General features: G+C 42.0%; 22 protein-coding genes and 1 pseudogene. 19 read left to right on the forward strand and 4 right to left on the reverse strand.

Annotated features, from left to right (window positions below):
* Nucleotides 1–84: 84 nt before the first annotated feature.
* Nucleotides 85–210, reverse strand: a pseudogene (locus TI10_RS24670) (IS1595 family transposase); the annotation flags it as partial.
* Between the two features lie 247 nt (nucleotides 211–457).
* Between TI10_RS24670 and TI10_RS20385 the strand changes: the two are divergent.
* From TI10_RS20385 to TI10_RS20400, 4 genes are all read left to right on the forward strand, one after another.
* Entirely contained in the window at nucleotides 458–1210 is a 753-nt protein-coding gene (locus tag TI10_RS20385; protein WP_049585161.1) for a sulfite exporter TauE/SafE family protein, read from the forward strand.
* Between the two features lie 108 nt (nucleotides 1211–1318).
* Nucleotides 1319–2491: an MFS transporter gene (locus tag TI10_RS20390; protein ID WP_139180514.1), complete on the forward strand. Its 1173-nt coding sequence runs from the start codon at nucleotides 1319–1321 to the stop codon at nucleotides 2489–2491.
* Nucleotides 2492–2879: 388 nt separating this feature from the next.
* Nucleotides 2880–4226 carry an NCS2 family permease gene (locus tag TI10_RS20395; protein WP_049585163.1) on the forward strand — a complete coding sequence of 449 codons (1347 nt, stop codon included), beginning with the start codon at nucleotides 2880–2882 and terminating at the stop codon, nucleotides 4224–4226.
* Between the two features lie 272 nt (nucleotides 4227–4498).
* Complete coding sequence (locus TI10_RS20400) at nucleotides 4499–6148, forward strand: Na+/H+ antiporter (RefSeq protein ID WP_049585164.1); 1650 nt, start codon at nucleotides 4499–4501, stop codon at nucleotides 6146–6148.
* A 225-nt stretch (nucleotides 6149–6373) separates the two neighbouring features.
* Here TI10_RS20400 and metR read toward each other — a convergent pair whose 3' ends face one another.
* Complete coding sequence (gene metR / locus TI10_RS20405; RefSeq protein WP_049585165.1) at nucleotides 6374–7330, reverse strand: HTH-type transcriptional regulator MetR; 957 nt, start codon at nucleotides 7328–7330, stop codon at nucleotides 6374–6376.
* 108 nt (nucleotides 7331–7438) lie between these two features.
* On the opposite strand from metR, the gene metE reads away from it, so the two are divergent.
* Nucleotides 7439–9715 (forward strand): 5-methyltetrahydropteroyltriglutamate--homocysteine S-methyltransferase, encoded by a 2277-nt coding sequence (gene metE / locus TI10_RS20410; RefSeq protein WP_049585166.1) that lies wholly within the window; start codon nucleotides 7439–7441, stop codon nucleotides 9713–9715.
* 241 nt (nucleotides 9716–9956) lie between these two features.
* Entirely contained in the window at nucleotides 9957–10790 is an 834-nt protein-coding gene (locus tag TI10_RS20415) for an intradiol ring-cleavage dioxygenase (RefSeq protein ID WP_049585167.1), read from the forward strand.
* 244 nt (nucleotides 10791–11034) lie between these two features.
* Here TI10_RS20415 and pcp read toward each other — a convergent pair whose 3' ends face one another.
* Nucleotides 11035–11691, reverse strand: coding sequence for a pyroglutamyl-peptidase I (gene pcp / locus TI10_RS20420; protein WP_049585168.1), 657 nt, complete (start codon nucleotides 11689–11691; stop codon nucleotides 11035–11037).
* 700 nt (nucleotides 11692–12391) lie between these two features.
* Between pcp and udp the strand changes: the two genes are divergently transcribed.
* From udp to hemB, 11 genes are all read left to right on the forward strand, one after another.
* Nucleotides 12392–13147, forward strand: a complete 756-nt coding sequence (udp, locus tag TI10_RS20425; RefSeq protein ID WP_049585169.1) for a uridine phosphorylase — start codon at nucleotides 12392–12394, stop codon at nucleotides 13145–13147.
* Between the two features lie 94 nt (nucleotides 13148–13241).
* Nucleotides 13242–14024, forward strand: a complete 783-nt coding sequence (locus TI10_RS20430; protein WP_049585192.1) for a tyrosine-protein phosphatase — start codon at nucleotides 13242–13244, stop codon at nucleotides 14022–14024.
* 80 nt (nucleotides 14025–14104) lie between these two features.
* Nucleotides 14105–14641: a DedA family protein gene (locus tag TI10_RS20435; RefSeq protein WP_387555350.1), complete on the forward strand. Its 537-nt coding sequence runs from the start codon at nucleotides 14105–14107 to the stop codon at nucleotides 14639–14641.
* 150 nt (nucleotides 14642–14791) lie between these two features.
* Nucleotides 14792–16102, forward strand: a complete 1311-nt coding sequence (rmuC, locus tag TI10_RS20440) for a DNA recombination protein RmuC (RefSeq protein ID WP_387555358.1) — start codon at nucleotides 14792–14794, stop codon at nucleotides 16100–16102.
* Nucleotides 16103–16174: 72 nt separating this feature from the next.
* Entirely contained in the window at nucleotides 16175–16930 is a 756-nt protein-coding gene (ubiE, locus tag TI10_RS20445) for a bifunctional demethylmenaquinone methyltransferase/2-methoxy-6-polyprenyl-1,4-benzoquinol methylase UbiE (RefSeq protein WP_049585170.1), read from the forward strand.
* Nucleotide 16931: 1 nt separating this feature from the next.
* Nucleotides 16932–17582, forward strand: coding sequence for a ubiquinone biosynthesis protein UbiJ (ubiJ, locus tag TI10_RS20450; protein WP_049585171.1), 651 nt, complete (start codon nucleotides 16932–16934; stop codon nucleotides 17580–17582).
* A complete protein-coding gene (gene ubiB, locus TI10_RS20455; protein ID WP_049585172.1) occupies nucleotides 17569–19206 on the forward strand; it encodes a ubiquinone biosynthesis regulatory protein kinase UbiB in 1638 nt (545 codons plus the stop codon). Before ubiJ ends, ubiB begins: the two co-directional genes overlap by 14 nt.
* Nucleotides 19207–19307: 101 nt before the next feature.
* The gene (gene tatA / locus TI10_RS20460) at nucleotides 19308–19568 is read left to right on the forward strand and encodes a Sec-independent protein translocase subunit TatA (RefSeq protein ID WP_011148500.1); all 261 of its coding nucleotides are present in this window, start codon (nucleotides 19308–19310) and stop codon (nucleotides 19566–19568) included.
* A gap of 3 nt (nucleotides 19569–19571) precedes the next feature.
* A complete protein-coding gene (gene tatB, locus TI10_RS20465) occupies nucleotides 19572–20015 on the forward strand; it encodes a Sec-independent protein translocase protein TatB (RefSeq protein ID WP_049585173.1) in 444 nt (147 codons plus the stop codon).
* A gap of 21 nt (nucleotides 20016–20036) precedes the next feature.
* On the forward strand, nucleotides 20037–20819 hold the full coding sequence (gene tatC / locus TI10_RS20470; protein WP_049585174.1) for a Sec-independent protein translocase subunit TatC: 783 nt from the start codon (nucleotides 20037–20039) through the stop codon (nucleotides 20817–20819).
* Nucleotides 20820–20928: 109 nt separating this feature from the next.
* Complete coding sequence (gene hemB, locus TI10_RS20475; protein WP_049585175.1) at nucleotides 20929–21933, forward strand: porphobilinogen synthase; 1005 nt, start codon at nucleotides 20929–20931, stop codon at nucleotides 21931–21933.
* A 59-nt stretch (nucleotides 21934–21992) separates the two neighbouring features.
* Here the strand turns inward: hemB and rfaH are convergent, their stop codons facing one another.
* The gene (gene rfaH, locus TI10_RS20480) at nucleotides 21993–22481 is read right to left on the reverse strand and encodes a transcription/translation regulatory transformer protein RfaH (RefSeq protein ID WP_049585176.1); all 489 of its coding nucleotides are present in this window, start codon (nucleotides 22479–22481) and stop codon (nucleotides 21993–21995) included.
* A 600-nt stretch (nucleotides 22482–23081) separates the two neighbouring features.
* On the opposite strand from rfaH, the gene ubiD reads away from it, so the two are divergent.
* Nucleotides 23082–24554 (forward strand): 4-hydroxy-3-polyprenylbenzoate decarboxylase, encoded by a 1473-nt coding sequence (gene ubiD / locus TI10_RS20485; RefSeq protein WP_049585177.1) that lies wholly within the window; start codon nucleotides 23082–23084, stop codon nucleotides 24552–24554.
* Between the two features lie 10 nt (nucleotides 24555–24564).
* A complete protein-coding gene (fre, locus tag TI10_RS20490; RefSeq protein WP_049585178.1) occupies nucleotides 24565–25266 on the forward strand; it encodes an NAD(P)H-flavin reductase in 702 nt (233 codons plus the stop codon).
* The last annotated feature ends 178 nt before the right edge of the window (nucleotides 25267–25444 follow it).

Below are 25444 nucleotides of genomic sequence, written 5' to 3' on the forward strand. Positions count from 1 at the left end.
CCATATATACCATTAGATTACAACGACATGTGCCGTGGTCACAAGTTATAATAAAGTGATTAAAAATCCATTAAATAGAGCAAGATACCAAAGAGCTGAAGTCGTTTTGTTGACACCCACTAACTCTGCCGTAGTGCGGGCTGTAGCCCCCGCCACAAAGAGTTCCTGAAGATGTTTTTGCTTGTATTGGCTAATCCGACTTTTTCTCATTTGGATATCCTAGATCAAATTACTTATCTAGGGCAGCCCCAATTATTTATTGTTAGGAAATATTTTAAATTGATTATAATTTAAACATATTATTTTTCTACAGGACCATACCATCGCCATATGTGCATAAGTACATCTTTAACTAGCGTCCCATTTTTTGCAGACAGACCTGACAAATGATAGTAAAAACTATTAGTATCGGGAAAACGATCACTTTAGTTTGAAAACTATTTTCAGGGAAATAGAAATGTTACATCTACTGGCATGGTCTGATCTGATTATTTGCATTTTTGTCGTTTTCTTTGCTTATCTGGTTTTTGGTATGGCTGGGTTTGGTTCTGCACTTATTGCTAGTCCAATTCTGGCATTTTATATTCCTGTAGCGAAAATTGTTCCTATGCTCGCGTTGATAGATTTAACCGCCGCAGTGATTAATATTACCAGAGAGGGTAAAAAATCAGAGTTTAGTGAGATTAAGTTAATTATTCCATTAATGATTATCGGTAGCTTGATTGGCGCCGCTATTTTATTGATGGCTCGACCTGATGCTTTAGTTCTGGTATTGGGGTTATTTGTTGTTTTTTATTCAATTTATTCGCTATTTTTCAGTAAAACCTACTGTCAATTCCCTGCTAAAGCCGCTATTCCATTTGGCTTGGGTGGCGGTATTTTCAGTGCGCTATTTGGTAGTGGCGGTTTTCTTTATGCAATTTATCTAACCGGGCGGATATCAGATAAGGAAATTTTCAGGATCACTCAGACGACGGTGATTGGTTTTAGTACTATGACGAGAGTGATTATTTTTGTTGTCATGGGTATTTATCTGGACACCTCATTTTTGTTATTGATACTGGTATTTATTCCAGCCATGTTGTTGGGAATCTATTTTGGCCGCCAGGTGACACTGAAAATCTCCAGAGAAACATTCTTGAGGTTTATCAATGTTATTGTGCTGGCTTCCGGGTTAATGTTGATATATCGTTATATATTTACTCTTTAAAATAATCACTAATCAGAATTAATATATTCCATATAATATTATTAATTTGTTGTTTTCAGTTTATTTCATATTTATTCTCTCTATTTTTGCTGGATGGATATAAATAAAATGAACAGCCGTGATTATAGAGATAATAATTTTTTTGCTATTTTTACTATTACCACGAGTGTTGCTGTTATTGGCATTGTCATTGGTTTGACGATCCCAATGATAGCGTTACGCTTGAATAGCCAAGGTATTGATGAGTTGTACATTGGTTTAATTTCTGCGGCTCCGGCATTGGGAGTGCTTTTGAGTGCTCCGGTCGTCCAGAAAATTGTATCTCTGGTAGGTAAAAAACGTGTCATGATGATTGCAACTGGGGTTTCTGCCGGCAGTTTGCTCCCTCTTGTGGGTTCGTTGCCGATGGAGTTGCTTTTTCCTCTGCGGCTAATTACTGGTGTTGCTAATGGGTTAATGATCTGCTTGGGTGAAACTTGGATTAATGAACTCTCTGAAGAGAATAAACGAGGTAGGGTACTGGCTGTTTATACGACGGTTTTTACTATCAGCCAGTTGCTTGGCCCTTCTATCATTGCTTTTTATGGTGTTGCAGATAAAACGCCGATACTGATTTGTACTCTGATCCATATCTTTTCACTGGTGCTTTTTGTCATGGTAGATCAGAAAAAAGGCGATAAGTTGCCGAAATATAATGAGAAGCCCAATTTCTCTATTGTTCAATTTGTGAAGGTTGCTCCGGCGATCTGTGGTGGTGTGCTGTTTTTTTCCTTTTTCGACGGCACCATTCTTTCTATGTTACCCATCTACGGAATGAGTTGTGGGTATACCGAAGCGGTAGCTGCACTGATGATAAGTGTCGTTCTTGGTGGTGATGCATTGATGCAGCTTCCGTTTGGTTGGCTGGCGGATCATATGGATCGTATGTGTTTGTACCAGATTTGTGGTGTAGCAACGCTTGGAGTAAGCGCGTTATTGCCGTTTGCTATTGCGCATCATTACCTTATTTGGCCCCTGTTGATTGTTTTGGGGGCAACTGCCGGGGCTATCTACACCATTGCATTGGTTCAAATTGGTCAGTATTTTTCAGGAAATGATCTGATAGTGGCTAATGCCGCCGCGGCTATGTTGTGGGGGATTGGGAGTTTGTTTGGACCATTGCTTGCCGGTATTGCGAGTTCAGTGACGCCATCAGGTTTACCCGTTCTACTTGTTATCATTGCAGCACTGTTTATGATTTCAACAATGGATCGGTTTAACCTGCAAAGTGATAAAAGCTGAAATATTCAGTTGATAGTTGTACAGGCGTAAAAACTGGCTGTGAATAGCAGTCAGCATTGAGTGAATCTTATTTATTATCAAGTCGTTAGTAAGTGAAATCCTAAGATTGAAACATTGCGATTAATTATCGTAAAAGGTTTAATCTCCAGAAGTCATTCTTCTGATACTTAGCTAAATAATACGGTTAGCTATTGATTTCGACACGATGATCACTGGATAATCTTTCGCCTCAAATTTTCTCACTGCTTTCTATTCTAAAAGCCAAACGATTGCTTTTGTGATTTGTTGAACCGATTGGTGCAATGTTGTTGTGTTATTAAGCGAAGTAATCGTTTTCGTTTGATTAGAAAGTGGAAGAAGTACCATGAACATAATGCAGGGGAACGACATGTCTGGCACTCAGGCACCAGTTAAATGCAAACTGGATAAGTATTTTAAGTTGACTGAACGTGGCACAACGGTACGCCGTGAAATTCTGGCAGGGCTCACAACTTTCTTGGCGATGGTTTATTCAGTCATCGTTGTACCGGGAATGTTAGGGCAGGCAGGGTTTCCCCATACTGCTGTCTTTATTGCGACTTGTTTGGTTGCCGGTTTTGGTTCTTTGTTAATGGGGCTATGGGTTAATTTGCCAATGGCAATTGGTTGTGCAATTTCGTTAACTGCATTTACCGCTTTTAGTTTGGTTTTAGGACAGCAAATCACTATTCCGGTTGTACTCGGCGCGGTATTTCTGATGGGGTGCTTGTTTACGGTGATTTCTGTTACCGGTATTCGTTCTTGGATTTTACGCAATATACCAATGGGTATTGCGCATGGAGCAGGGATTGGTATTGGCTTGTTTTTGTTATTGATTGCGTCAAACGGTGTTGGTCTGGTCATTAAGAACCCATTGGAAGGTTTGCCTGTTGCTCTGGGGGCGTTCACCTCTTTTCCGGTTGTGATGACTCTGCTTGGGCTGGCTGTTATTTTTGGTCTGGAAAAGTTGAAAGTCCCCGGCGGTGTACTGTTGGTAATCATTGTGATTTCTGTTATTGGGCTGATTTTTGATCCGGCAGTGAAATATCAAGGGTTTTTTAAGGTACCGAGTCTGGGAGATGACGGCCTGTCCCTGATTTTTAGTATGGATATTATGGGGGCTTTGCAGCCAATTGTGTTACCCAGTGTGTTGGCGCTGGTAATGACTGCGGTGTTTGATGCGACCGGTACTATCCGTGCGGTAGCAGGGCAAGGGAATCTGTTGGATAAAGGTGGACAGATTATTAATGGCAGTAAAGCGCTGACTGCCGATTCTGTTAGTAGTATTTTTGCCGGTGCTATCGGTGCTTCTCCGGCTGCGGTATATATCGAATCAGCCGCAGGTACCGCAGCAGGCGGTAAAACAGGTTTAACCGCAACGGTGGTCGGTATCCTGTTCCTGTTAATTTTGTTCTTTTCTCCACTTTCATATCTTGTACCGGCGTATGCCACTGCGCCGGCGCTGATGTATGTTGGTCTACTGATGTTGAGTAATGTCAGAAAACTGGATTTCAATGATTTTGTCGGGGCGATGTCCGGTATGCTTTGTGCAGTCTTTATTGTTCTGACCTGCAATATTGTAACCGGTATTATGTTGGGTTTCAGTTCTTTGGTTGTTGGTCGTATCTGTTCCGGTGAATGGCGCCAATTGAATATCGGTACAGTGGTAATTACGATCGCTTTAGTAGCATTTTATGCTAGTGATTGGGCTATTTGATTGATTAAAAAGTGCGTAAGGTCTGATCACCCCTGCGCACTTTGCTGTTTCTTGCGATTACTTTTAAATTCTTAATTATTTTCCCCTCTATTTATCTGATTAGTTTACAATATTCCTGCAATTCTTTTGGATACGGCTCCGTGTGTATCTACCTTTTTCGATTGATTCAGTTACTTTAGTATTAAGATTTATTCTCACTGTTTTGTGTTAACGGGAAGAAAAAGAGTTTCAATCTGTATACCAACGGTTCTTAGGTAAATTGTAAGGGCAACATGGAAATATTCTTTACTATTCTGATCTTGATTTTGGTGGTTTCAGTTTCTGGTGTTCTGACTAAGGTGATTCCGTTCCGCATACCTCTGCCGTTAATGCAGATTGCAATGGGAGCGTTGCTGGCTTGGCCGCACTTTGGCTTACATGTTACTTTTAATCCTGAGCTGTTTCTCGTTCTGCTAATTCCTCCTTTGTTATTCGTTGATGGCTGGAAAATGCCAACCAGAGAGTTTTTCCAGTACGGGCGGGAAATTTTCATACTGATGCTGGTATTGGTGCTGGTGACTGTTGTCGGTATTGGTTATCTGATTTACTGGTTAATGCCTGGCATTCCGTTAATTGCTGCTTTTGCCCTTGCTGCTGTGTTATCGCCAACAGATGCGGTGGCTTTATCATCCATTGTTGGAAAAAGGCGCATGCCTAAGCGCATGATGAATGTGATGGAAGGGGAAGCGTTAATGAATGATGCTTCCGGCCTGGTAGCCTTAAAATTCGCTGTAGCGATAGCAATGGGAACGATGGCGTTTTCTGTTACTGGCATGACCATAGAATTCTTCAAAGTTGCTATTGGCGGTTTATTATCCGGTATTGCAGTAACCTGGTTGTACAGTAAATCCCTGCGTTTAATGAATCGTTGGAGCGGTGGCGATCCGGCAACCCAAATTGTTTTCATGTTGCTGCTGCCGTTTGCTTCTTATTTGATTGCGGAACATATTGGTGTTTCCGGTATCTTGGCTGCGGTTGCCGCGGGTATGACTATCAGTAAATCTGGAGTTATCCGTAATGCGCCATTAGCGATGCGTTTACGCGCTGATAGTGTCTGGTCGATGCTGGCGTTCGTGTTTAATGGCTTGGTGTTTATCATGTTGGGTCTGCAATTACCGGGGATCTGGCAAACTTCCGTTGTACAGGCAGAAATTGATCCAACCGTTGAAACCTGGATGCTGTTCGCCGCGGTTGCAGTGATTTATGGGGCACTATTACTGCTGCGTTTCTGTTGGTTATGGCTGATGAAGAATATTAGCAAAGCCTTTATGAAAAAAAATCCGCTGAATTTTGCGACTTATACCACTCGTGAATTATGGCTGGCATCTTTTGCCGGCGTCCGTGGCGCCATCACACTTGCTGGAGCACTGTCTGTTCCTCTGTTTCTGGCGGATGGTACGCCATTCCCGGCCCGTTATCAGCTTATCTTTATTGCCGCGGGGGTCATCCTGTTCTCGCTGTTAATTGGGGTTCTCTCTTTGCCATTCCTGTTACGGGGAATGCAAACCTGCGATAAAGAGGCTGATATCAGTGAGGTACGAATGGCGCGGGCAGCTATGGCGGAAGTGGCGATTGTCAGTATGAATAAGATGGAAGAGCGTCTTTCTGCTAGTCCCGAAGAGCAATTGGATGCTGAGGTTATTACTGAAGTTGCTTCCAGGGTAATTGGCTATTTGCGTCGTCGTACTGTGGGGCAGGATGAGATGGAACATAATCTGCTAGTGGAAGATTTGGAACGTCGTTTTCGTCTGACCGCATTAAGGGCGGAACGCGGTGAGTTGTATCATCTGCGTGCAACCAGAAAGATCAGCAATGAGACACTTCAAACCTTGCTGCATGATTTGGATTTACTGGAAGCTCTATTGGTACAGAAAGAACACTGATATCCTGTAATTTGTTGGTTGTCACGACAATTTTGTCAGCCGCTTTATTCAACCTGATTGGTGGATATCTCGCCTGTCAGGTTGATTTATGGTGTTTGCTCGTTTCTGGCTGGCGGCATTCTTTTTCCACCATAGATTTATAGACATAGATTCATAGACATAGATACCGGAACCTCCTGACAATGATGAATAATATGTTGGTTCCGGCGGCATGGCGGGTAAAATTTACCATTGGTGGGGGGTTGGTTGCGGCGTTGTTCTGGGGTCATCAACGTTTAATTTTGCAATGCCTTTTACGAATGGCAGATTATCTATCGCGTGCTGGCGTGCGGAGTGAATAAATGCGTCAGTCTCAGGCTGATACTGTTCGCCTTCACGGACGGCAGCGTACAGCCTGCTCCATAAACCTTCTCCCAATGTTTTAGTTACTACTAACTCTTGCCTTTCAAATGTTTCAACAACCCAATGTGGCAGAGCCGCGATTCCCATACGGGCAGCGACCATTTGAATCAGTAACAGAGTGTTATCCACATTTTTCAATGTAGGGGCAACCCCCGCTGGTTGCAAGAAACGCCGCCAGATATCGAATCGCTGACGCTGAACGGGGTAGATCATCAATGTTTCATCAATTAAATCTTTTGGCTGGATATGCAATTTATTTGCCAGAGGATGATCCGGAGCGACAACCAGTTTGACCTCATAATCAAATAGCGGTGTGTAGTGCAAATGACTCTCCGGGAGAATATCTGACGTCAAAACGACATCTAATTCCCGTTGTAGTAGTGCAGGCTGTGGATCAAAAGTGACGCCGGATTTGAAATCTACATTGACTTGCGGCCAGGTTTCTCGGAAATGCTTGAGGGCCGGTGTCAGCCATTGAATACAACTATGGCACTCAATAGCGATACGTAGATTGGTTTGGCCCGGTTCTTTACATTCGCGCAGTGCATTTTGAACCAGAGGGAGCACTTGTTCTGCCAGTCGTAATAAAATTTCACCCTGTGGCGTGAAGCGAAGCGGTTGACTTTTACGAATGAACAACCGAAAGCCAAGGCGATGTTCAAGATCGCTGAACTGATGAGACAAAGCGGATTGTGTCTGATGCAGGTGATTGGCTGCCGCCGCTAATGAACCGCAATGACTCAATGATTGTAATGTTTTTAGATGTTTTATTTCGATCATGAGAAACCTTCAGGATGATAATGAATAAATTGCGCTTGTGGTTTATACCTTACCTGTTGATTATGGATGTGTAAACATCTAGACGGCTAAAAATGACGGGATAATGAAATGACGATTATTAATCACACACTTGGCTTTCCACGTATCGGTTTGAAAAGAGAACTCAAAAAGGCTCAGGAAAATTATTGGGCAGGGAAAATTTCTCAGCAAGAATTATTGGAAACTGGCCGTGAATTACGTGCCCGTCACTGGGAGCAACAGAAGCAGGCTGGTGTTGATTTAGTGCCGGTTGGCGATTTCGCTTGGTATGATCATGTTCTAACCACCAGTTTACTACTCGGTAATGTGCCGCCGCGTCACCAGAATCCAGATGGCGCGATTGATCTAGATACACTATTCCGTATTGCTCGCGGTCGTGCGCCGACGGGTGAACCTGCCGCCGCTGCGGAAATGACTAAATGGTTTAATACTAACTACCACTATATCGTGCCAGAATTTCAGCAAGGGCAGGAATTTAAACTGAGTTGGACTCAGTTACTAGAAGAAGTGGATGAAGCGTTGGCTCTGGGTCATCAGGTGAAGCCCGTTTTACTGGGGCCGGTGACTTACCTGTGGCTAGGTAAAGTGAAAGGCCAAGCATTTGATCGTCTCTCTTTATTGGAAGATATCCTTCCTGTTTATCAGCAAGTATTAGCTGAGTTAGCTAAACGTGGTATCGAATGGGTTCAGATTGATGAACCTGCGCTGGTACTGGAACTGCCAGCAGAGTGGTTAGCAGCTTATCCGGTTGCTTATCAGGCCCTTCAAGGGCAGGTTAAATTATTGTTGACTACCTATTTCGATAGCATCGGTCACAATCTAGAAACGATCAAATCCTTGCCGGTACAAGGGCTACATGTGGATCTGGTTGCTGGTCAGGATGATATCGCGCAACTGAATGAATCACTGCCAAAAGAGTGGGTGCTTTCCCTTGGCGTAATTAATGGTCGTAATGTATGGCGTGCTGATTTAACTACCAAATATCAGTTGATTAAGCCATTGGTAGATAGCCGTACACTGTGGATCGGTTCTTCCTGTTCTCTTCTGCATAGCCCTATCGATCTGAGTGATGAGACTGCGCTTGATGCAGAGGTGAAAAGCTGGTTTGCGTTCGCATTGCAGAAATGTGAGGAGTTAGCCTTGCTGGCTGCGGCATTGAATCAGCCGGAAGGCGGTAAACAAGCGGAATTGGATGCTTACAGTGCGCCAATCCGTGCCCGTCGTGAATCTAAACGGGTAAATAATCAGGCTGTGACTGAGCGCCTTGCCGCAATTAATCCACAGGACAGCGAGCGTAATCTGCCATACCCACAGCGTGCGGAAATACAGCGCCAGCGCTATAACTTGCCATTGTGGCCGACAACAACAATTGGATCATTCCCGCAAACGACGGAAATTCGCGGCTTGCGTTTGGATTTCAAAAAAGGTCGGGTAGATGGCGCCAGCTATCGTACCAATATCTGTCAACATATTAAGCAGGCAATTAACGAACAAGAACGTTTGGGATTAGATGTATTGGTTCATGGCGAAGCTGAACGTAACGACATGGTGGAATACTTCGGTGAACACCTCGACGGTTTTGTCTTTACGCAGAATGGCTGGGTTCAGAGCTATGGCTCCCGCTGTGTTAAGCCGCCAGTGATTATTGGTGACGTCAGCCGTCCAGAAGCGATCACTGTAGAATGGGCTAAATATGCTCAATCGCTGACGGAAAAACCTGTCAAAGGGATGTTAACTGGGCCAGTGACAATTCTCTGTTGGTCATTCCCAAGAGAAGATGTCAGCCGTGAGACAATTGCTAAGCAGATTGCATTGGCACTGCGTGATGAAGTGGACGATTTGCAAGAAGCGGGTATTGGTATCATCCAGATTGATGAGCCAGCATTGCGGGAAGGTTTACCACTGCGCCGGGAAGAGTGGCAGTCCTATCTTGATTGGGCGGTAGAAGCATTTAAATTGAATGCTGCAATTGCTAAAGATGACACACAGATTCACACTCATATGTGTTATTGCGAGTTCAATGACATCATGCCTTCCATCGCAGCGTTAGATGCGGACGTGATTACCATTGAAACTTCCCGTTCAGATATGGAGCTGTTGGATTCATTTGAAAACTTCTCTTATCCGAATGAGATCGGGCCGGGTGTTTATGACATTCATTCACCTAACGTACCTAGTGTTGAATGGATTGAAGCACTGTTACGTAAAGCGGCTGATCGTATTCCGGTTGAACGCTTGTGGGTTAACCCGGATTGTGGCCTGAAAACCCGTGGTTGGACGGAAACTCGCCAGTCACTGGCAAACATGGTACAAGCGGCTAAACTCCTCCGTGAGTCAGTGAAATAACTCATCCCATAATTTGCCTGTCACTATTAATTGGTGATGGGCATTTTCCAAAAAATAATCTTTCTTTTGCAGTAACGCATAGTGATGCGGCTTCGCGCGGATCTTTTCTATTACCAAACTTTTAGTAACTTATATATGCCATATTGGTATTTGAAAAAATACATTTTATTAACAAAATAACCCGGGTAGTAACAAGATGGAAGCATTGTAATAGAAACTTAATAATTAAAGAGAGGATTATATGGATGTTAATAAGTTGCAAGGTAAGAAAAGTAGCTCTCGAAGAAATTTTTTAAAAAGTAGCGCTGCTATTACGGCGACTGCTGCACTTGCCCCGATGAGTTTAGCTCGTGCGGAAGCAAAGTTATCCCCACAAATTGGAATAGGCGTATGTACGCTTGCGCCAGAGCAGATATCAGGGCCGTATTTCCGCAATGACAAAATTGTAAGAAGGGATATTACCGATTCAGAGTTAGGAATACCTTTTTTATTGAAAATTACTGTTATGGATAAAAAAACATGTAAACCGGTTGAAAGTTTATTTGTTGATATCTGGCATTGTAATAGTCGGGGAAAATATTCTGGTTGGAGTTATATCAGTCCTGATATAGAACCTAATGTTGATGGAATAGGTTCTAGCAATAGAACCGATGATAAAAATTTTCTAAGAGGAGCTCAACCATCTGATAAGAATGGGATAGTTAATTTTACGACTATTTATCCTGGGTTTTATGCGGGTAGAGCGACTCATATTCATATTGCAATCAGAAAATTGAGTACAGATATCACTGACAAAGAGCATTTTGCTTTTGTTGGTCAAATGTATTTTCCAGAAGAAATTAATGCAGAGGTTTATAAATATGATCTGTATTCAAAACGGAGGGTAATTAGAACCAAAAATCATGAAGATAAATATTTTAAAGAGATGAATGGTCATCTTTCAGAAATAAAAGTAACAAAAATAGATGAGTCTGATATTAACCGTGGAATACTGGGTGAAATAGTTCTATCGATAGACTTGGAAAATATATCTAATTTCATAACTAAAGATGATTTATATTCCCATACGGTATGATCGGTTTTGTGGAATAAACTAAATTTCAATATAATAACAGTCTAAATTATAAAGTAACCTATGTAAATGGTATGCTGATAAATAATTTAATAAAGTATCAGGTACTTGATATTTACATATGGATATTGTTCAGGCACAGAGAGGATTATCTTTACTGGTTGATGGATATTATCAGTAGATCATATTTTCTGTGCCTGTCATTTTCTCAGAGAAAAGCTTTCAGTCTCGCAAGCAGAATGTCAAATTAATGCGTTGCGCCTCCATTAATGGCGATATCTTCACTGTTTTTTAATGCTTCATCGATAGCAATTTCCAGCGCGGTTATAACTGTTTCCAGGGCCATACTCGGAGTACCTGAATACCGAACTGCTTGCTCAGGCAGATAAGGAATATGGATAACACCACCGCGTATTTCAGGATTGACGCATGCCAAATGATGCAACAAGCCATACATGACATGATTACAGACGAAGGTGCCTGCGGTTTGTGAAATGGAGGCAGGGACTCCAGCGTCATGTAAACCCTTGACTATCGCATTGATCGGTAAAGTGGCGAAGTAGGCGGCAGGACCTGTTGCGACTATGGGGGTATTGATAGGCTGATTGCCTTGATTATCAGGAATGCTCGCATCATTGATATTAATTGCCACGCGTTCCACGGTAATATTTGGTCTACCGCCTGCCTGTCCTACGGCAATGACCAGATCAGGCTGCACATCATCAATAGCAGCATACAGACAAGCCAGAGAGACGTCGAACACGCATGGAAGCTGACGCGCTTCAACGCGGGCACCACATAATTCTCGCCCTTGTAATTGTTTAGCTGCTTCCCACGATGGATTAATCTTTTCTTTGTCGAAAGGCTCGAAACCGGTAATTAAAACTGTTTTTTGTGTCTTCATAGACAGTGCCCTTATATGGTGGAAAGAGTTTAATATATCTAAGCAATATGCATCCTATAAAAAGATAACTGTGATATTTATATTTGGTAATTGTTTTATTTTTGTTGAAAATATAATTGTAATATATTGGTAAATAAGCAAGAAAAATTATTTATTAGTTATAGAAGTAAAATATAGTTAATTTTTTAATATGTTCATCATAAGAAAAATTTATTTTAAAAATAGTCTAATTTATTGCGTTGTTGATTTGTAAATGTTAAGAGAATATTTTAATAACGACGGTGATTTATATTTGGTTAAGTTGATAGTTTATTGGAAATATTTTGTTTTATAACTGGGTTATGAAAAGATAAATTTTTATTTATGATGCGATAGATATTAGCCCTTATTAACTCTCAGGGAGAAAATATTTCGATGAGATAATCTGTGATATATTTTTTTCGTCATGTTTTAAATATAACTAAACAATGGATGGTTTTTTCCATAATATGTACTCATTCAAGTTAGTTTATGGACGGAAGAAAACGCTCTGTTTTTCACCCGTTTTATGGTTATTTTGTGATTTTTGTCACAAAATAATGTGCGTTTTTCTTTTTTATATTACTTTGAAGTGACATTTATCACTAAAAGATGTCTAAATGCTCAATAAAGTAGATCTCAACTAATTTCATTATAAATTCTTCTTGCTGAGGAGTCTGATATGTCTGATGTATTTCACTTAGGTCTGACCAAAAGCGACCTGCAAGGCGCAACTTTAGCTATTGTTCCGGGTGATCCGAAACGTGTGGAAAAAATCGCAAGATTGATGAATAACCCAGTTCATCTTGCTTCTTTACGTGAATTTACGTCATGGCGGGCAGAAATTGATGGTAAAGCTGTCATTGTGTGCTCTACGGGTATCGGTGGTCCATCAACCTCTATCGCTGTTGAAGAATTAGCGCAATTGGGTGTGCGTACTTTTTTACGTATCGGCACAACAGGCGCAATTCAGGAAAATATCAATGTTGGTGACGTGTTGGTGACTACTGCTGCTGTTCGTTTGGATGGCGCCAGCCTGCATTTTGCTCCGATGGAATTCCCGGCGGTTGCCGATTTTGAATGTACGACTGCTTTGTACGAAGCAGCAAAAGATTTGGGGGCAACGGTACATGTCGGGGTAACGGCCTCTTCCGATACTTTTTATCCCGGTCAGGAGCGTTATGATACCTATTCTGGCCGAGTTGTGAGCCGTTTCAAAGGTTCAATGGCTGAATGGCAGGCGATGGGGGTCATGAATTATGAAATGGAATCGGCAACTTTATTAACAATGTGTGCAAGCCAAGGGCTGCGTGCGGGTATGGTCGCTGGTGTTATTGTTAACCGTACTCAGCAGGAGATTCCTAATGTTGAATTACTTGAGAAAACAGAAAGTAACGCGTTGGGTATTGTAGTAGAAGCTGCTCGCCGTTTGTTGTAAATCATACTTTTTGGGCCGGAATATTCCGGCTCACTCTTATTTTAAAGAGAAATCTGTTAATGTTTTAATACCTGACAACTCATTAAAAGTCATTATGATCACAACATCTTTATTGCATCCATCAATGCTTCCCCTCAATGGAGGGATTAATTTTCGTGATTTAGGCGGCAAAAAAGTAGCGAGTGGTGGAAAAATCAAATCAGGTTTGCTTTTCCGCTCTGGTTCTCTGGATCGCTTAACAGAAAAAGACCAATCTCTCTTAGTGAATAAAAATCTCTTTCAAATCATAGATTATCGTGATACTAGTGAGATAGCAGATAAGCCCGATTTGGTATGGAATGGCGCTAATTATCATCATGCTCCGGCCAATCCATTATCTGATGAAGTGAATGCGAATCTGGAAAAATTGACGTCAGAGACGTTGGAACAATTTGATCCGCAGACATTTATGTTCCGTCTTTATGAATTACTGCCTCTGAAAAATTCAGCCTATAAGACATTAGTTAAATTACTGCAACAACCGGAAAAAGGTGGAATAGTCCAGCATTGCGCGGTAGGTAAAGACAGAACCGGTGTAGGTTCTGCTTTGGTATTGTTTGCTTTGGGGGCTGATTTGAATACGGTAATGGAAGATTATTTAGTGACTCACTCTACTTTGGCTCCTTACCGTGAATATTTATTAAATGAGCATGCGAAAATCATGAGTGATGATGTAGTTGATAAATTCGCTTATGTTTATTCCGTGAGAGAAGAGTTTTTAATGACGGCATTAAACAGTATTAACCAACATTATGGCAGTGTAGATATATGGCTGGAAAAAGATCTTGGCCTTGATTTTGCTGCTCGTAAGAAATTACAAGGTTATTTCCTTGAATAAAAGGTTGGTTTAATTCTGGTTAATACAGCAATGGTTAAATTGAATGTAGTATTAAATGTAGTATTAATCGATACAGGAATATGAATTTGAGTCTTCATGAAATAGTTGATCTGGTAATCGCTTTTGTTAAAGCTCACGATACTTGGATCATGCCGATTGTTTTCTTGCTTGCTTTTGGTGAATCTCTGGCTTTTTTCTCCTTGCTATTACCTGCAACAATCATATTGCTTGGATTGGGTGCATTAATAGGTGAAAGTGGTCTTAATTTCTGGCCAATTTGGTTGGCAGCCGCAATAGGGGCTTTTTTGGGCGATTGGATATCTTATATTGTAGGTGCCTATTTTAAGGGTGATGTTGGTAAAATTTGGCCGATTTCCCGTAAACCACAACTACTGACACGAGTACACCGTTTCTTTGAACGTTGGGGTATTTGGAGCATTTTCTTTGGTCGATTCTTTGGGCCGTTCCGGGCGATTGTGCCATTAGTCGCGGGTATTTGCGCCATGCCATTGCGTTATTTCCAGATAGCTAACATCTGTTCCGCACTTATCTGGTCTTTTGGCGTATTAGCTCCAGGCGCGTTTGGTTTGCAATGGTTAGTGCAATGGGTGAGTTAATTGGGAGCGGCTTCGCAGACTGAATTATCTGTATAAATCATTCTGGACATCTATACAGTGGCAATTTAGTTTATCTGGTCAAAGCATGAGATAGAGGAAATACCGGTGGGTATCCAGTTGTTATATACGTTGATAGGTGCATTTGGCGGCCTGTTGGGCGGTGGTATTCTCGTTTGGTTCTCCGTTCATCAACGTATTCAACAGCAAGAGTTGGAATTACGGAAATTGGACAGCCAGCTTGCCGTTGCCAATGAAAAACTTGAACAATCCGCTTATTGGAGGGGTGAATGTGAACAATTGAACCAGGAATTGCGGGCTCAGAGAGAAGTTAATAGCGTGCAAGAATCTGAATTGCGCGAAGTGACAACACGTTTGGAAGAGGGTCGCCTTGCGGCTGAAGAGAAGCAGCGGTTGCTGATCAACAGTGAACTACGTTTGAATACTCAATTTGAGAATTTGGCTAATCGCATTTTTGAACAAACGGGGCGCCGTACTGATGAACAAAATCGGCAAAGTCTCAATACTCTTTTAGCGCCATTTCGTGAACAGCTTGATGGCCTTTATCGGCAGGTACAGGAAAGTTTTGGTCAGGAAACCCGTGAACGCCATACTCTTGCACATGAAATCCGTAATTTACAGCAACTGAATGCCCAGATGGCGCAGGAAGCTATCAATCTGACAAATGCCCTTAAAGGTAATAATAAAATTCAAGGCGATTGGGGAGAAGTTGTGTTATCCCGTGTTCTGGAAGCTTCTGGTTTACGAGAAGGGCATGAGTTTTGTACTCAGGTAAATATCAAGGTAGAGGGTAACCGACGTTTCCAACCTGATGTTATTGTTCATTTGCCGCAAGGGAAAGATGTGGTCATTGATGCCAAAATGTCGCTGGTCGCTTATGAGCGTTATTTTAACAGCAGCGATCGGCATCAGCAGGAGTTAGCCCTTCAAGAACATATTAATTCAATTAAAGGCCATATTCGTGGTTTGAGCCGCAAAGATTATCAACAGTTGCCCGGGTTGAAATCGTTGGACTATGTATTGATGTTTATTCCGGTTGAAGCCGCTTATCTGGTTGCGCTTAACAAGGCGCCTGAGCTGCTTGATGAAGCACTTAAACACAATATTATGCTAGTTAGCCCATCAACATTGTTAGTTGCTGTACGTACTATTAATAATTTGTGGCGCTATGAGTATCAAAGCCAGAATGCGCGTTTAATCGCAGATAAGGCCGCCCGTATGTACGATAAAATGCGCTTGTTTGTCGAGGATATGCAAGGTTTAGGGCAAAGCTTGGATAAGGCCCAGCTTAGTTACCGACAGGCAATGAAAAAGCTGACCGAGGGGCGTGGCAACCTGATAAGTCAGGCGGAGAGTTTTCGTAATTTAGGTGTTGAGGTAAAGCGTCCGGTTGATCCTGAACTGGTTGATAAAGCTAGCCAACCATTCTGTGCTAATGATTAATACCAGGATAGGGTTTTATCTGAAAGGCTGATACACTTTTATAACGCTTTGAATAAAAAATGGGCAAATAACATGGTAGACCAAACGAAACAAACCACACATTTTGGTTTCCGTACTGTAGCAAAGGATGAAAAAGCAGGCATGGTGGCTGATGTGTTTCATTCCGTTGCGACAAAATACGATTTAATGAATGATTTAATGTCGTTTGGCATCCATCGTATCTGGAAGCGTGTGGCTATTGATGCTAGTGGTGTGCGCCGGGGGCAGAGGATACTTGATTTAGCTGGTGGTACCGGGGATTTGACCGCCAAATTTTCTCGTATAGTGGGTGAAAAAGGTGAAGTTGTTCTTGCTGATATCAATGAATCCATGCTTAAGGTTGGGCGTGAGAAATTACGTGATGCTGGTGTTGTTGGTAATGTCAGCTATGTGCAGGCCAATGCGGAAGCGTTGCCTTTCCCTGATAACTATTTTAATTGCATCACTATCTCTTTTGGTTTGCGCAATGTTACTGAAAAAGAAAAAGCCCTGAGTTCTATGTTTCGGGTGTTGAAGCCGGGTGGACGTTTATTGGTGCTTGAATTTTCTAAACCTTTATTTACACCGTTAAGTAAAGCGTATGATGCTTATTCTTTCCATGTATTACCAAAAATTGGGCAGGTTTTTGTGCAGGATGCTGACAGTTATCGTTATCTGGCGGAATCCATCCGTATGCATCCTGATCAGGAAACGCTTAAAACGATGATGGAAGAGGCTGGTTTTGAACAGGTGACTTATACCAATATGACTGGCGGCATTGTTGCATTACACAGAGGTTTTAAATTCTGAGATGGAAAGACCATCACTGAGTATAGCTATTAATTCCACACTTATGCCGGTTTTAACCGCAGTGATGGAAACATCGTTGAATTACCTGTTGTACCGTGAACCCGTGTTAAGGCCAGCCCGTATGCGGCTGGTAGACAAAGTTTTGTCGATCGAATTAAAAGAGATGAATACACCACTCACATTGGTATTTAGTGAGAAACAGGTGGACGTATTAAGCCAATGGGGCGAATCTGCCGATTGCACGGTTAAAACTCACTTTTCTGCTTTGCTTAAGCTACGGGATCGCCAACAACTTTCCAGGTTGCTTAATAGCGGTGAAATGGTTATTGAAGGGGATATGCAGGTTGTTCAGCAATGGGCTGCGTTGTTAGATATGGTTGAATGGGATTTGGCCCATTATCTTTCTCCTTATTTCGGGGATATCGCTGCCGAAAGTATTAATCAAATCCTTAACAAAGGATTTCAGTTTGTTTCAGGTTCACTGGAATGCCAGAAAAATTATCTGGCGGAAGCGTTAACAGAAGAATGGAAACTGGCCCCAAATCAGCTTGAAGTGGCTTATTTCAGTGAAGAAGTTAGCATGTTGGGCAAAGATATTGAGCAAATAGAACAACGATTGGCAGTATTAGAGGGAAAATATGACTCCAGGTGAATTAAGGCGCCTTTATTTGATCATACGGGTTTTTCTTTCTTACGGATTGGATGAACTAATTCCTCGGATTCGCTTAACCTGGCCTCTTCGTTTTGGTCGTTATTTATTGTTTTGGATCCCGAATAGACATAAAGATAAACTACTGGGAGAGAGACTACGACTTGCCTTACAGGAATTAGGGCCAGTTTGGATTAAATTTGGACAGATGCTTTCAACGCGACGTGATCTGTTTCCTCCCGCAATAGCAGATCAATTGGCATTGTTGCAAGACCGAGTTGCCTCTTTTGATGGCGCTCTGGCGCGTCAATATATTGAAACTGCTTTAGGGGGACCACTGGAAACTTGGTTTGATGATTTTGAACCTATTGCCCTGGCCTCTGCTTCAATTGCTCAGGTCCACACTGCTCGGTTAAAAGAGAATGGACAGGAAATTGTTATCAAAGTCATTCGTCCTGATATTCTGCCGATTATCAAAGCGGACATCCGGTTAATGTATCGTCTGGCTAATTGGGTACCGATGTTATTACCCGATGGACGCCGTTTACGTCCTCGTGAAGTTGTGCGGGAATATGAGAAGACGTTAATTGATGAACTGAATTTGCTGCGTGAAGCGGCTAATGCAATCCAACTCCGTCGTAATTTTGAAAATAGTTCAACGCTTTATGTGCCGGAAATTTATGCTGATTATTGCCGTGAAAATGTTCTAGTGATGGAGCGAGTTTATGGTATCCCTGTTTCTGATATTGAAGCATTAGAAGCGCAGAATACCAATATGAAATTGCTGGCTGAACGGGGAGTACAGGTCTTTTTTACGCAGGTTTTTCGCGATAGCTTCTTCCATGCGGATATGCATCCGGGAAATATTTTTGTCAGCTATGAGCATCCTGAAGACCCGTTTTATATTGGTATTGATTACGGTATTGTTGGTTCTCTTAATAAAGATGACAAACGTTATCTGGCTGAGAATTTTATTGCTTTCTTTAATCGTGATTACCGGAAAGTTGCTGAATTGCATGTGGATTCAGGCTGGGTTCCTAGCGATACCAATGTTGAAGATTTTGAATTTGCAATCCGTACGGTTTGTGAGCCAATATTTGAGAAGCCGCTTGCGGAAATTTCGTTTGGTCATGTACTTCTGAATCTATTTAATACTGCACGTCGTTTTAATATGGCAGTGCAGCCTCAGTTAGTCCTTTTGCAAAAGACACTTTTGTATGTAGAGGGATTAGGACGGCAGCTTTATCCACAGCTTGATTTGTGGAAAACAGCAAAACCGTTTCTGGAGGAGTGGTTGCATAGTCAGGTTGGATTGCCTGCTGTTATCCGGGCGTTGAAAGAAAAGGCGCCTTATTGGGCAGAAAAGTTGCCAGAACTACCTGAATTAGTGTATGACAGTCTTCAGCAGCATAAACATTTGCAGGTGAGTATTGAGAAGTTATCAGGTCATTTGAAAGGGCAACAGATAAAACAGCGGCAGTCACAGTATTTACTGGGTGTTGGTGCGACATTGTTTCTCTGCGGGAGCTTGTTTTTGCTGTCTGACTTGGCAAATATTCCTTGGTTGTTTATAGGCGCGGGTACCGTTTCGTGGTTGTTTGGCTGGTGTCGGCTGAGTAAAATTTAGTAAGATTTGTTTTAGGACAAATTTTTTTGAAGGTCGGTTATAGCTCGTCGTATGTATAATGAGCTATTAAAATAATTCCTGTTAAATAGAGGTAAATCAGAATGGGCGGTATAAGCATTTGGCAATTACTTATCATTGCGGTCATTGTGGTGCTGCTGTTCGGCACGAATAAACTCCGTACTTTAGGTTCTGATCTTGGGGCATCTATTAAAGGTTTTAAAAAGGCGATAGGGGATGATAATCAGCCTCAACAGGCTCAAAAAACCAGTAGCGATGCCGATTTTGAGACTAAAAACATTACTGAAAAACAATCTGTAGCTCAATCTGAAACATCTGAGAGCAAAAACAAAGAGCAGGTATAAACCGTGTTTGACATTGGTTTTGGTGAGCTGCTGCTGGTTATGGTCATTGGCTTGGTGGTTTTGGGGCCAGAACGGCTACCGGTGGCAGTAAAAACAGTTGCTGGTTGGATTAGGGCATTGCGCTCTTTAGCTGCTAACGTCCAAAATGAGCTGGCCCAAGAGCTGAAATTGCAGGAGCTTCAAGAAAGCCTGAAAAAAGTTCAAGAAGAAGCGGGGTTGCAGAATTTATCCCCGGAACTAAAAGCTTCGATGGATGAGCTAAAAGAAGCTGCTGAGTCTTTGAAAAAAGCATACCAAAATGAACCTGATGCGGGGAGTATGAAAGCATCGGAAATGAATGAGGTAGCACAAAAACCGACAGCGTCTCAGGTTGTGATTGCATCTGAGCCTTCTGCTCCAGTAGATGATCAAGCGGCTTCTGCAACGAAGAAGAAAACTTCTGATTAAGTTAATGGTGAACACTAAAACATGGCTGTTGATGATACCCAACCACTTATCAGTCACCTTATTGAACTGCGTAAGCGAATTCTAAACAGTTTACTTACTGTATTAGTGGTTTTTTTAGCATTGGTTTATTTTTCTAACGACATCTATCAGATGATCTCTGCGCCTTTGATTAAGCAGTTGCCTCAAGGTGCCAGTATGATAGCGACAGATGTTGCTTCTCCCTTTTTTACGCCAATAAAACTGACCATTATGGTGTCGATATTCGTATCTGCGCCTATGGTTCTCTATCAGGTATGGGCATTTATCGCACCCGCGTTATATAAACATGAACGCCGTTTGATGATCCCTTTGCTTGTTTCCAGTAGCCTGTTGTTTTATTTGGGGATGGCGTTTGCTTATTTTGTTGTATTTCCGATCGCTTTTGGATTCTTCGCTAAAACGGCGCCTGAAGGGGTGCTGATTGCAACGGATATCAGCAACTACTTAAGCTTTGTTATGGCGCTGTTTATGGCCTTTGGCGTCTCTTTTGAAGTCCCCGTTGCCATTATTTTATTGTGCTGGAGTGGGGTAGTCACACCTGAATCGTTGAAGAAGAAGCGTCCGTATATTTTGGTCGGTTCTTTTGTCGTTGGCATGTTGTTAACGCCGCCGGATGTTTTCTCTCAAACCTTGCTGGCTATTCCTATGTATCTGCTGTTTGAACTGGGAATTTTGCTCTCCCGTTTTTATACCAGACAGCGGAAATTAGGGGATCGTTCAGAGGAAGATGAGCAGGAAGCGCCGGAAGCGAATACGGAAAAGTAATAATAGTAATCTTAACATGTTGTTCTGTAGTGCTAAGATAATGAGCACGAAGCGATAGCATATTAATTAACCCAGCGCGAGTGCGCTGGGTTTGAGTTAGGAGAGCTATATGAGCTATACATTTCCAGGAACTTTCCCTGGTCGACGTATGCGCCGGTTGCGCTGTCATGATTTTTCCCGCCGTCTGGTTGCTGAAAATCAATTAACTGTTAATGACTTAATCTATCCTGTATTTGTGATGGAGGGCACTAATCGTCGTCAAGAAGTGCCTTCTATGCCAGGGGTGTATCGTCTGACAATAGATCTTTTGCTAAAAGAAGCTGAAGAGATTGCTCAATTGGGGATTCCTGTGTTGTCTCTGTTCCCCGTTATTGAAGCAGATAAAAAATCTTTGGATGCGGAAGAAGCTTATAACCCTGATGGATTGATTCAGCGTACGGTTCGCGCACTGAAAGATGCCGTTCCTGAACTAGGGTTGCTGACTGATGTGGCATTAGATCCATTCACGACACATGGTCAGGATGGGATCATCGATCAGGATGGTTATGTGATGAATGATATAACCAAAGAGATCTTGGTCAAACAGGCATTATCACATGCAGAGGCAGGTGCAGAGATTATTGCCCCGAGCGATATGATGGATGGGCGTATTGGTGCAATCCGAGAATTGTTTGAAGCGGAAGGACATGTAAATACTCAAATTATGGCTTACTCCGCTAAGTATGCTTCTAGTTATTACGGCCCATTCCGTGATGCAATCGGTTCAAATCGTAATCTGAAAGGGGGTAATAAAAAAACCTATCAGATGGACCCTGCGAACAGCGATGAAGCATTGCAGGAGATTGCTCAGGATTTGCAGGAAGGTGCTGACACGGTAATGGTAAAACCGGGCATGCCTTACTTGGATGTTATCCGTAGGGTAAAAGACACATTCGGTGTACCAACCTTTGCTTATCAAGTATCTGGCGAATATGCTATGCATATGGCTGCTATTCAGAATGGTTGGTTACAGGAAGAGGTAATTATAGAGTCTCTGTTATGCTTCAAACGCGCAGGAGCAGATGGCGTACTGACCTATTTTGCAAAACGAGTTGCTCAACAGTTAAATAAATAGAAATACTAAAGTTTGATTAAAACGGGCAGAATGTAAATTTTGCCCGTTTTTTTGTTTGGTTAAATTTTCACAAACTGCTTATTATCAAGCGCTTTAGGTAATTGTTTATTTAGAATATTAAGTAACAGAATAGAACGGGTTTCTCCATCTGGTTCGTTGTAGATAGCTTGCAGTCCTTCAAAAATTCCTTCGGTGATTAATACGGTATCACCAGCCATAGGTGTATCTGGTGATACATATTCTTGCTCAGTTGCGGAGACGATTTCTTTAATCAGCGTTTCCGGTACGATAGCAGGGTGCACACCGAAACGGACAAAATGGCTAACACCGCGTGTTGAATTGATCGTTGTAGTATGAATAACTTCAGGATCAAACTGAACAAACAGATAATTAGGAAAAAGTGGCTCTATATTCACAGTACGTTTACCACGGGTTATTTTTTCAATTCTCGCGGTAGGAGTTAGGCAAGCAACATCCTGTCGTTCCAGATTTTCTATTGCTCGTAAAATTTGCCCACGTTTACAGTAGATGAGGTACCAGTTTTCCATCTTTATTTAACCTTGATCCAATGACTATTAAGCATAGCAAAATAGAAAAGGGCATTACAGGCATTATCTTAGTGATAATTGTTTAATGATACATATTTATTGTAATGGTGTGTCCGATGTTTTTCAGTAAAAAAGTGATGAATAATATCTTGGTAAGTGACATATAAAGTAATTAATATAAAATTGGTTGTTATTTGTTCGGTCAATATTAATAAAAGAAAGATATCAGTATTTCTGTTGAATAATTGCAAAATTTGATAGCTATTTAGTAATCATTGGGAAAGCCGAGGTAAGAGATTGGCTGCATTTTGTGCGATGAATCCAGAGGTAGAGATAGTGTGGCATTATTTCTGTGGTGAGAGTGGAGACATCAAGATGTTCCAATACGGTAAATATTTTTCTGAGTAACTTGATGCTCAAATATTAACTTATTGGGGGCCATTTCGTTGTATTTGAATTTGAGGTCGCAAGGTTGAATTAACCCCGTTGCTTTTTAGTAACTTATTGGTTTAATTTGTAGTCTTCTGAAAAAAACACAAAAAAGCTGAGTGGGATGGCTTATAATGTTTTCCCCCTTAAAACCCGGCATAAATGAATAGTATGAAATACCGTGACTTAAGAGATTTTCTAACCTTATTGGAGCATAAAGGTGAGTTGAAACGCATCAGCTTTGAAGTTGATCCTTATTTGGAGATGACTGAGATTGCAGATCGTACCCTTCGCGCTGGTGGGCCTGCCTTGTTGTTTGAAAATCCCAAAGGTTATTCGATGCCTGTATTGTGTAATTTGTTCGGTACTGCTGAACGTGTTGCTATGGGGATGGGGCAGAAAGATGTTAAGGCTTTGCATGATGTAGGTAAGCTGCTAGCTTTTTTGAAAGAACCCGATCCTCCGAAAGGTTTTCGTGATTTCCTGGATAAGCTACCGAAATTTAAGCAAGTCCTTAATATGCCAACTAAACGGCTTAATACTGCGCCTTGTCAGGAACATGTTTCGGTTGGTGACGATGTGGATTTAACCCGTATTCCTATCATGCACTGTTGGCCAGAGGATGCTGCGCCATTGATTACTTGGGGGCTGACAGTAACTCGTGGCCCGAATAAAGAGCGGCAAAATCTTGGTATCTATCGCCAGCAGGTACTGGGTAAAAATAAACTCATTATGCGCTGGTTATCTCATCGTGGTGGTGCGCTTGATTTTCAGGAGTGGCGTCAGGCACATCCAGGAGAGCGTTTCCCGGTGGCTGTTGCCTTGGGTGCTGATCCAGCGACAATATTGGGGGCTGTGACGCCAGTCCCTGATACATTATCGGAATATGCATTTGCTGGGTTATTAAGAGGATATAAAACAGAAGTTGTGAAATGCCTTTCAAGTAACTTGGAGGTACCAGCAAGTGCTGAGATCGTATTGGAAGGGTATATTGAGCCTGGCGAGTTAGCTCCAGAAGGGCCATATGGTGATCATACGGGCTATTATAATGAAGTCGATATGTTCCCGGTGTTCACTGTGACGCATATTACTCAGCGTCATGATGCTATTTATCATTCGACTTATACTGGCCGTCCGCCAGATGAACCTGCTGTGTTAGGGGGTGCATTGAATGAAGTGCTGGTACCGATTTTACAAAAACAGTTTCCTGAAATTGTCGATTTTTATTTGCCTCCTGAAGGTTGTTCCTATCGTCTCGCCGTCGTGACTATGAAGAAACAATATCCGGGTCATGCCAAACGGGTCATGATGGGGGTTTGGTCATATCTACGGCAATTTATGTATACAAAGTTTGTTATTGTTTGTGATGATGATATCAATGCTAGAGACTGGAACGATGTGATTTGGGCAATCACTACGCGAATGGACCCGGCAAGAGATACAGTGTTAATGGAGAATACTCCGATAGATTATCTCGATTTTGCGTCGCCAGTTTCAGGATTAGGTTCGAAAATGGGAATGGATGCAACGAATAAGTGGCCGGGAGAGACGCAGAGAGAATGGGGACGCCCTATTGTGATGAGTGAAGAAGTGCGTACCCGCGTCGACAAAATCTGGGATGAATTAGATATTTTAGGACCATAAGAGGGAACGCATGACAACACTGAGCTGTAAAGTAACCTCTGTAGAGGCTATTACTGATACGGTTTATCGGGTACGGTTGCTTCCCGATTCTCCGTTCTTATTCCGCGCCGGTCAGTATCTGATGGTGGTAATGGATGAGAGAGATAAACGTCCGTTTTCAATGGCGTCAACGCCTTCAGAAAAGGAGTTTATTGAATTACATATTGGTGCTTCTGAACTGAATTTGTATGCAATGGCTGTGATGGATAGAATTCTGGATCAGAAAGTGATCAATATTGATATCCCTCATGGCAAAGCTTGGTTCCGTAAAAGCAGCGCTAATCCGTTGTTATTAATTGCTGGCGGTACGGGGTTTTCTTACACCCGTTCAATATTATTGACAGCGTTGGAAGAACAACCAAAACGTCATATCTCTATGTATTGGGGGGGCAGAGAATCACAACATTTATATGATCTTGCTGAATTACGGTTACTTACAGAACGCTATCCTAATTTGAAGGTTATTCCAGTTGTTGAACAGTCAGATAATGGTTGGTGTGGACGTACAGGAACAGTGCTTAAAGCAGTACTAGAGGATTTTGGTAGTTTGGCCAATTATGATATCTACATTGCAGGGCGATTCGAAATGGCAAAAATTGCTCGCGAGCGCTTTTGTAGTGAGCGTGATGCTTCTGCTGACAGCATGTATGGTGATGCTTTCGAATTCATTTAGAATAATAAAAAAACCCGCCCCTGACAGGCGGGAATTACGGCAACAACGACTCAGTTATAATAATTCTTATATACCCGTCATCTTTCAAGTTGCCTCTTTGTTGGCTGCACTCACTCACCCCGGTTACATAGTTTTCTATGCTCCTGGGGATTCATTCACTTGCCGCCGCGCTGCAACT

The organism is Photorhabdus luminescens subsp. luminescens (assembly GCF_001083805.1).
GTDB classification, from domain to species: Bacteria; Pseudomonadota; Gammaproteobacteria; order Enterobacterales; family Enterobacteriaceae; genus Photorhabdus; species Photorhabdus luminescens.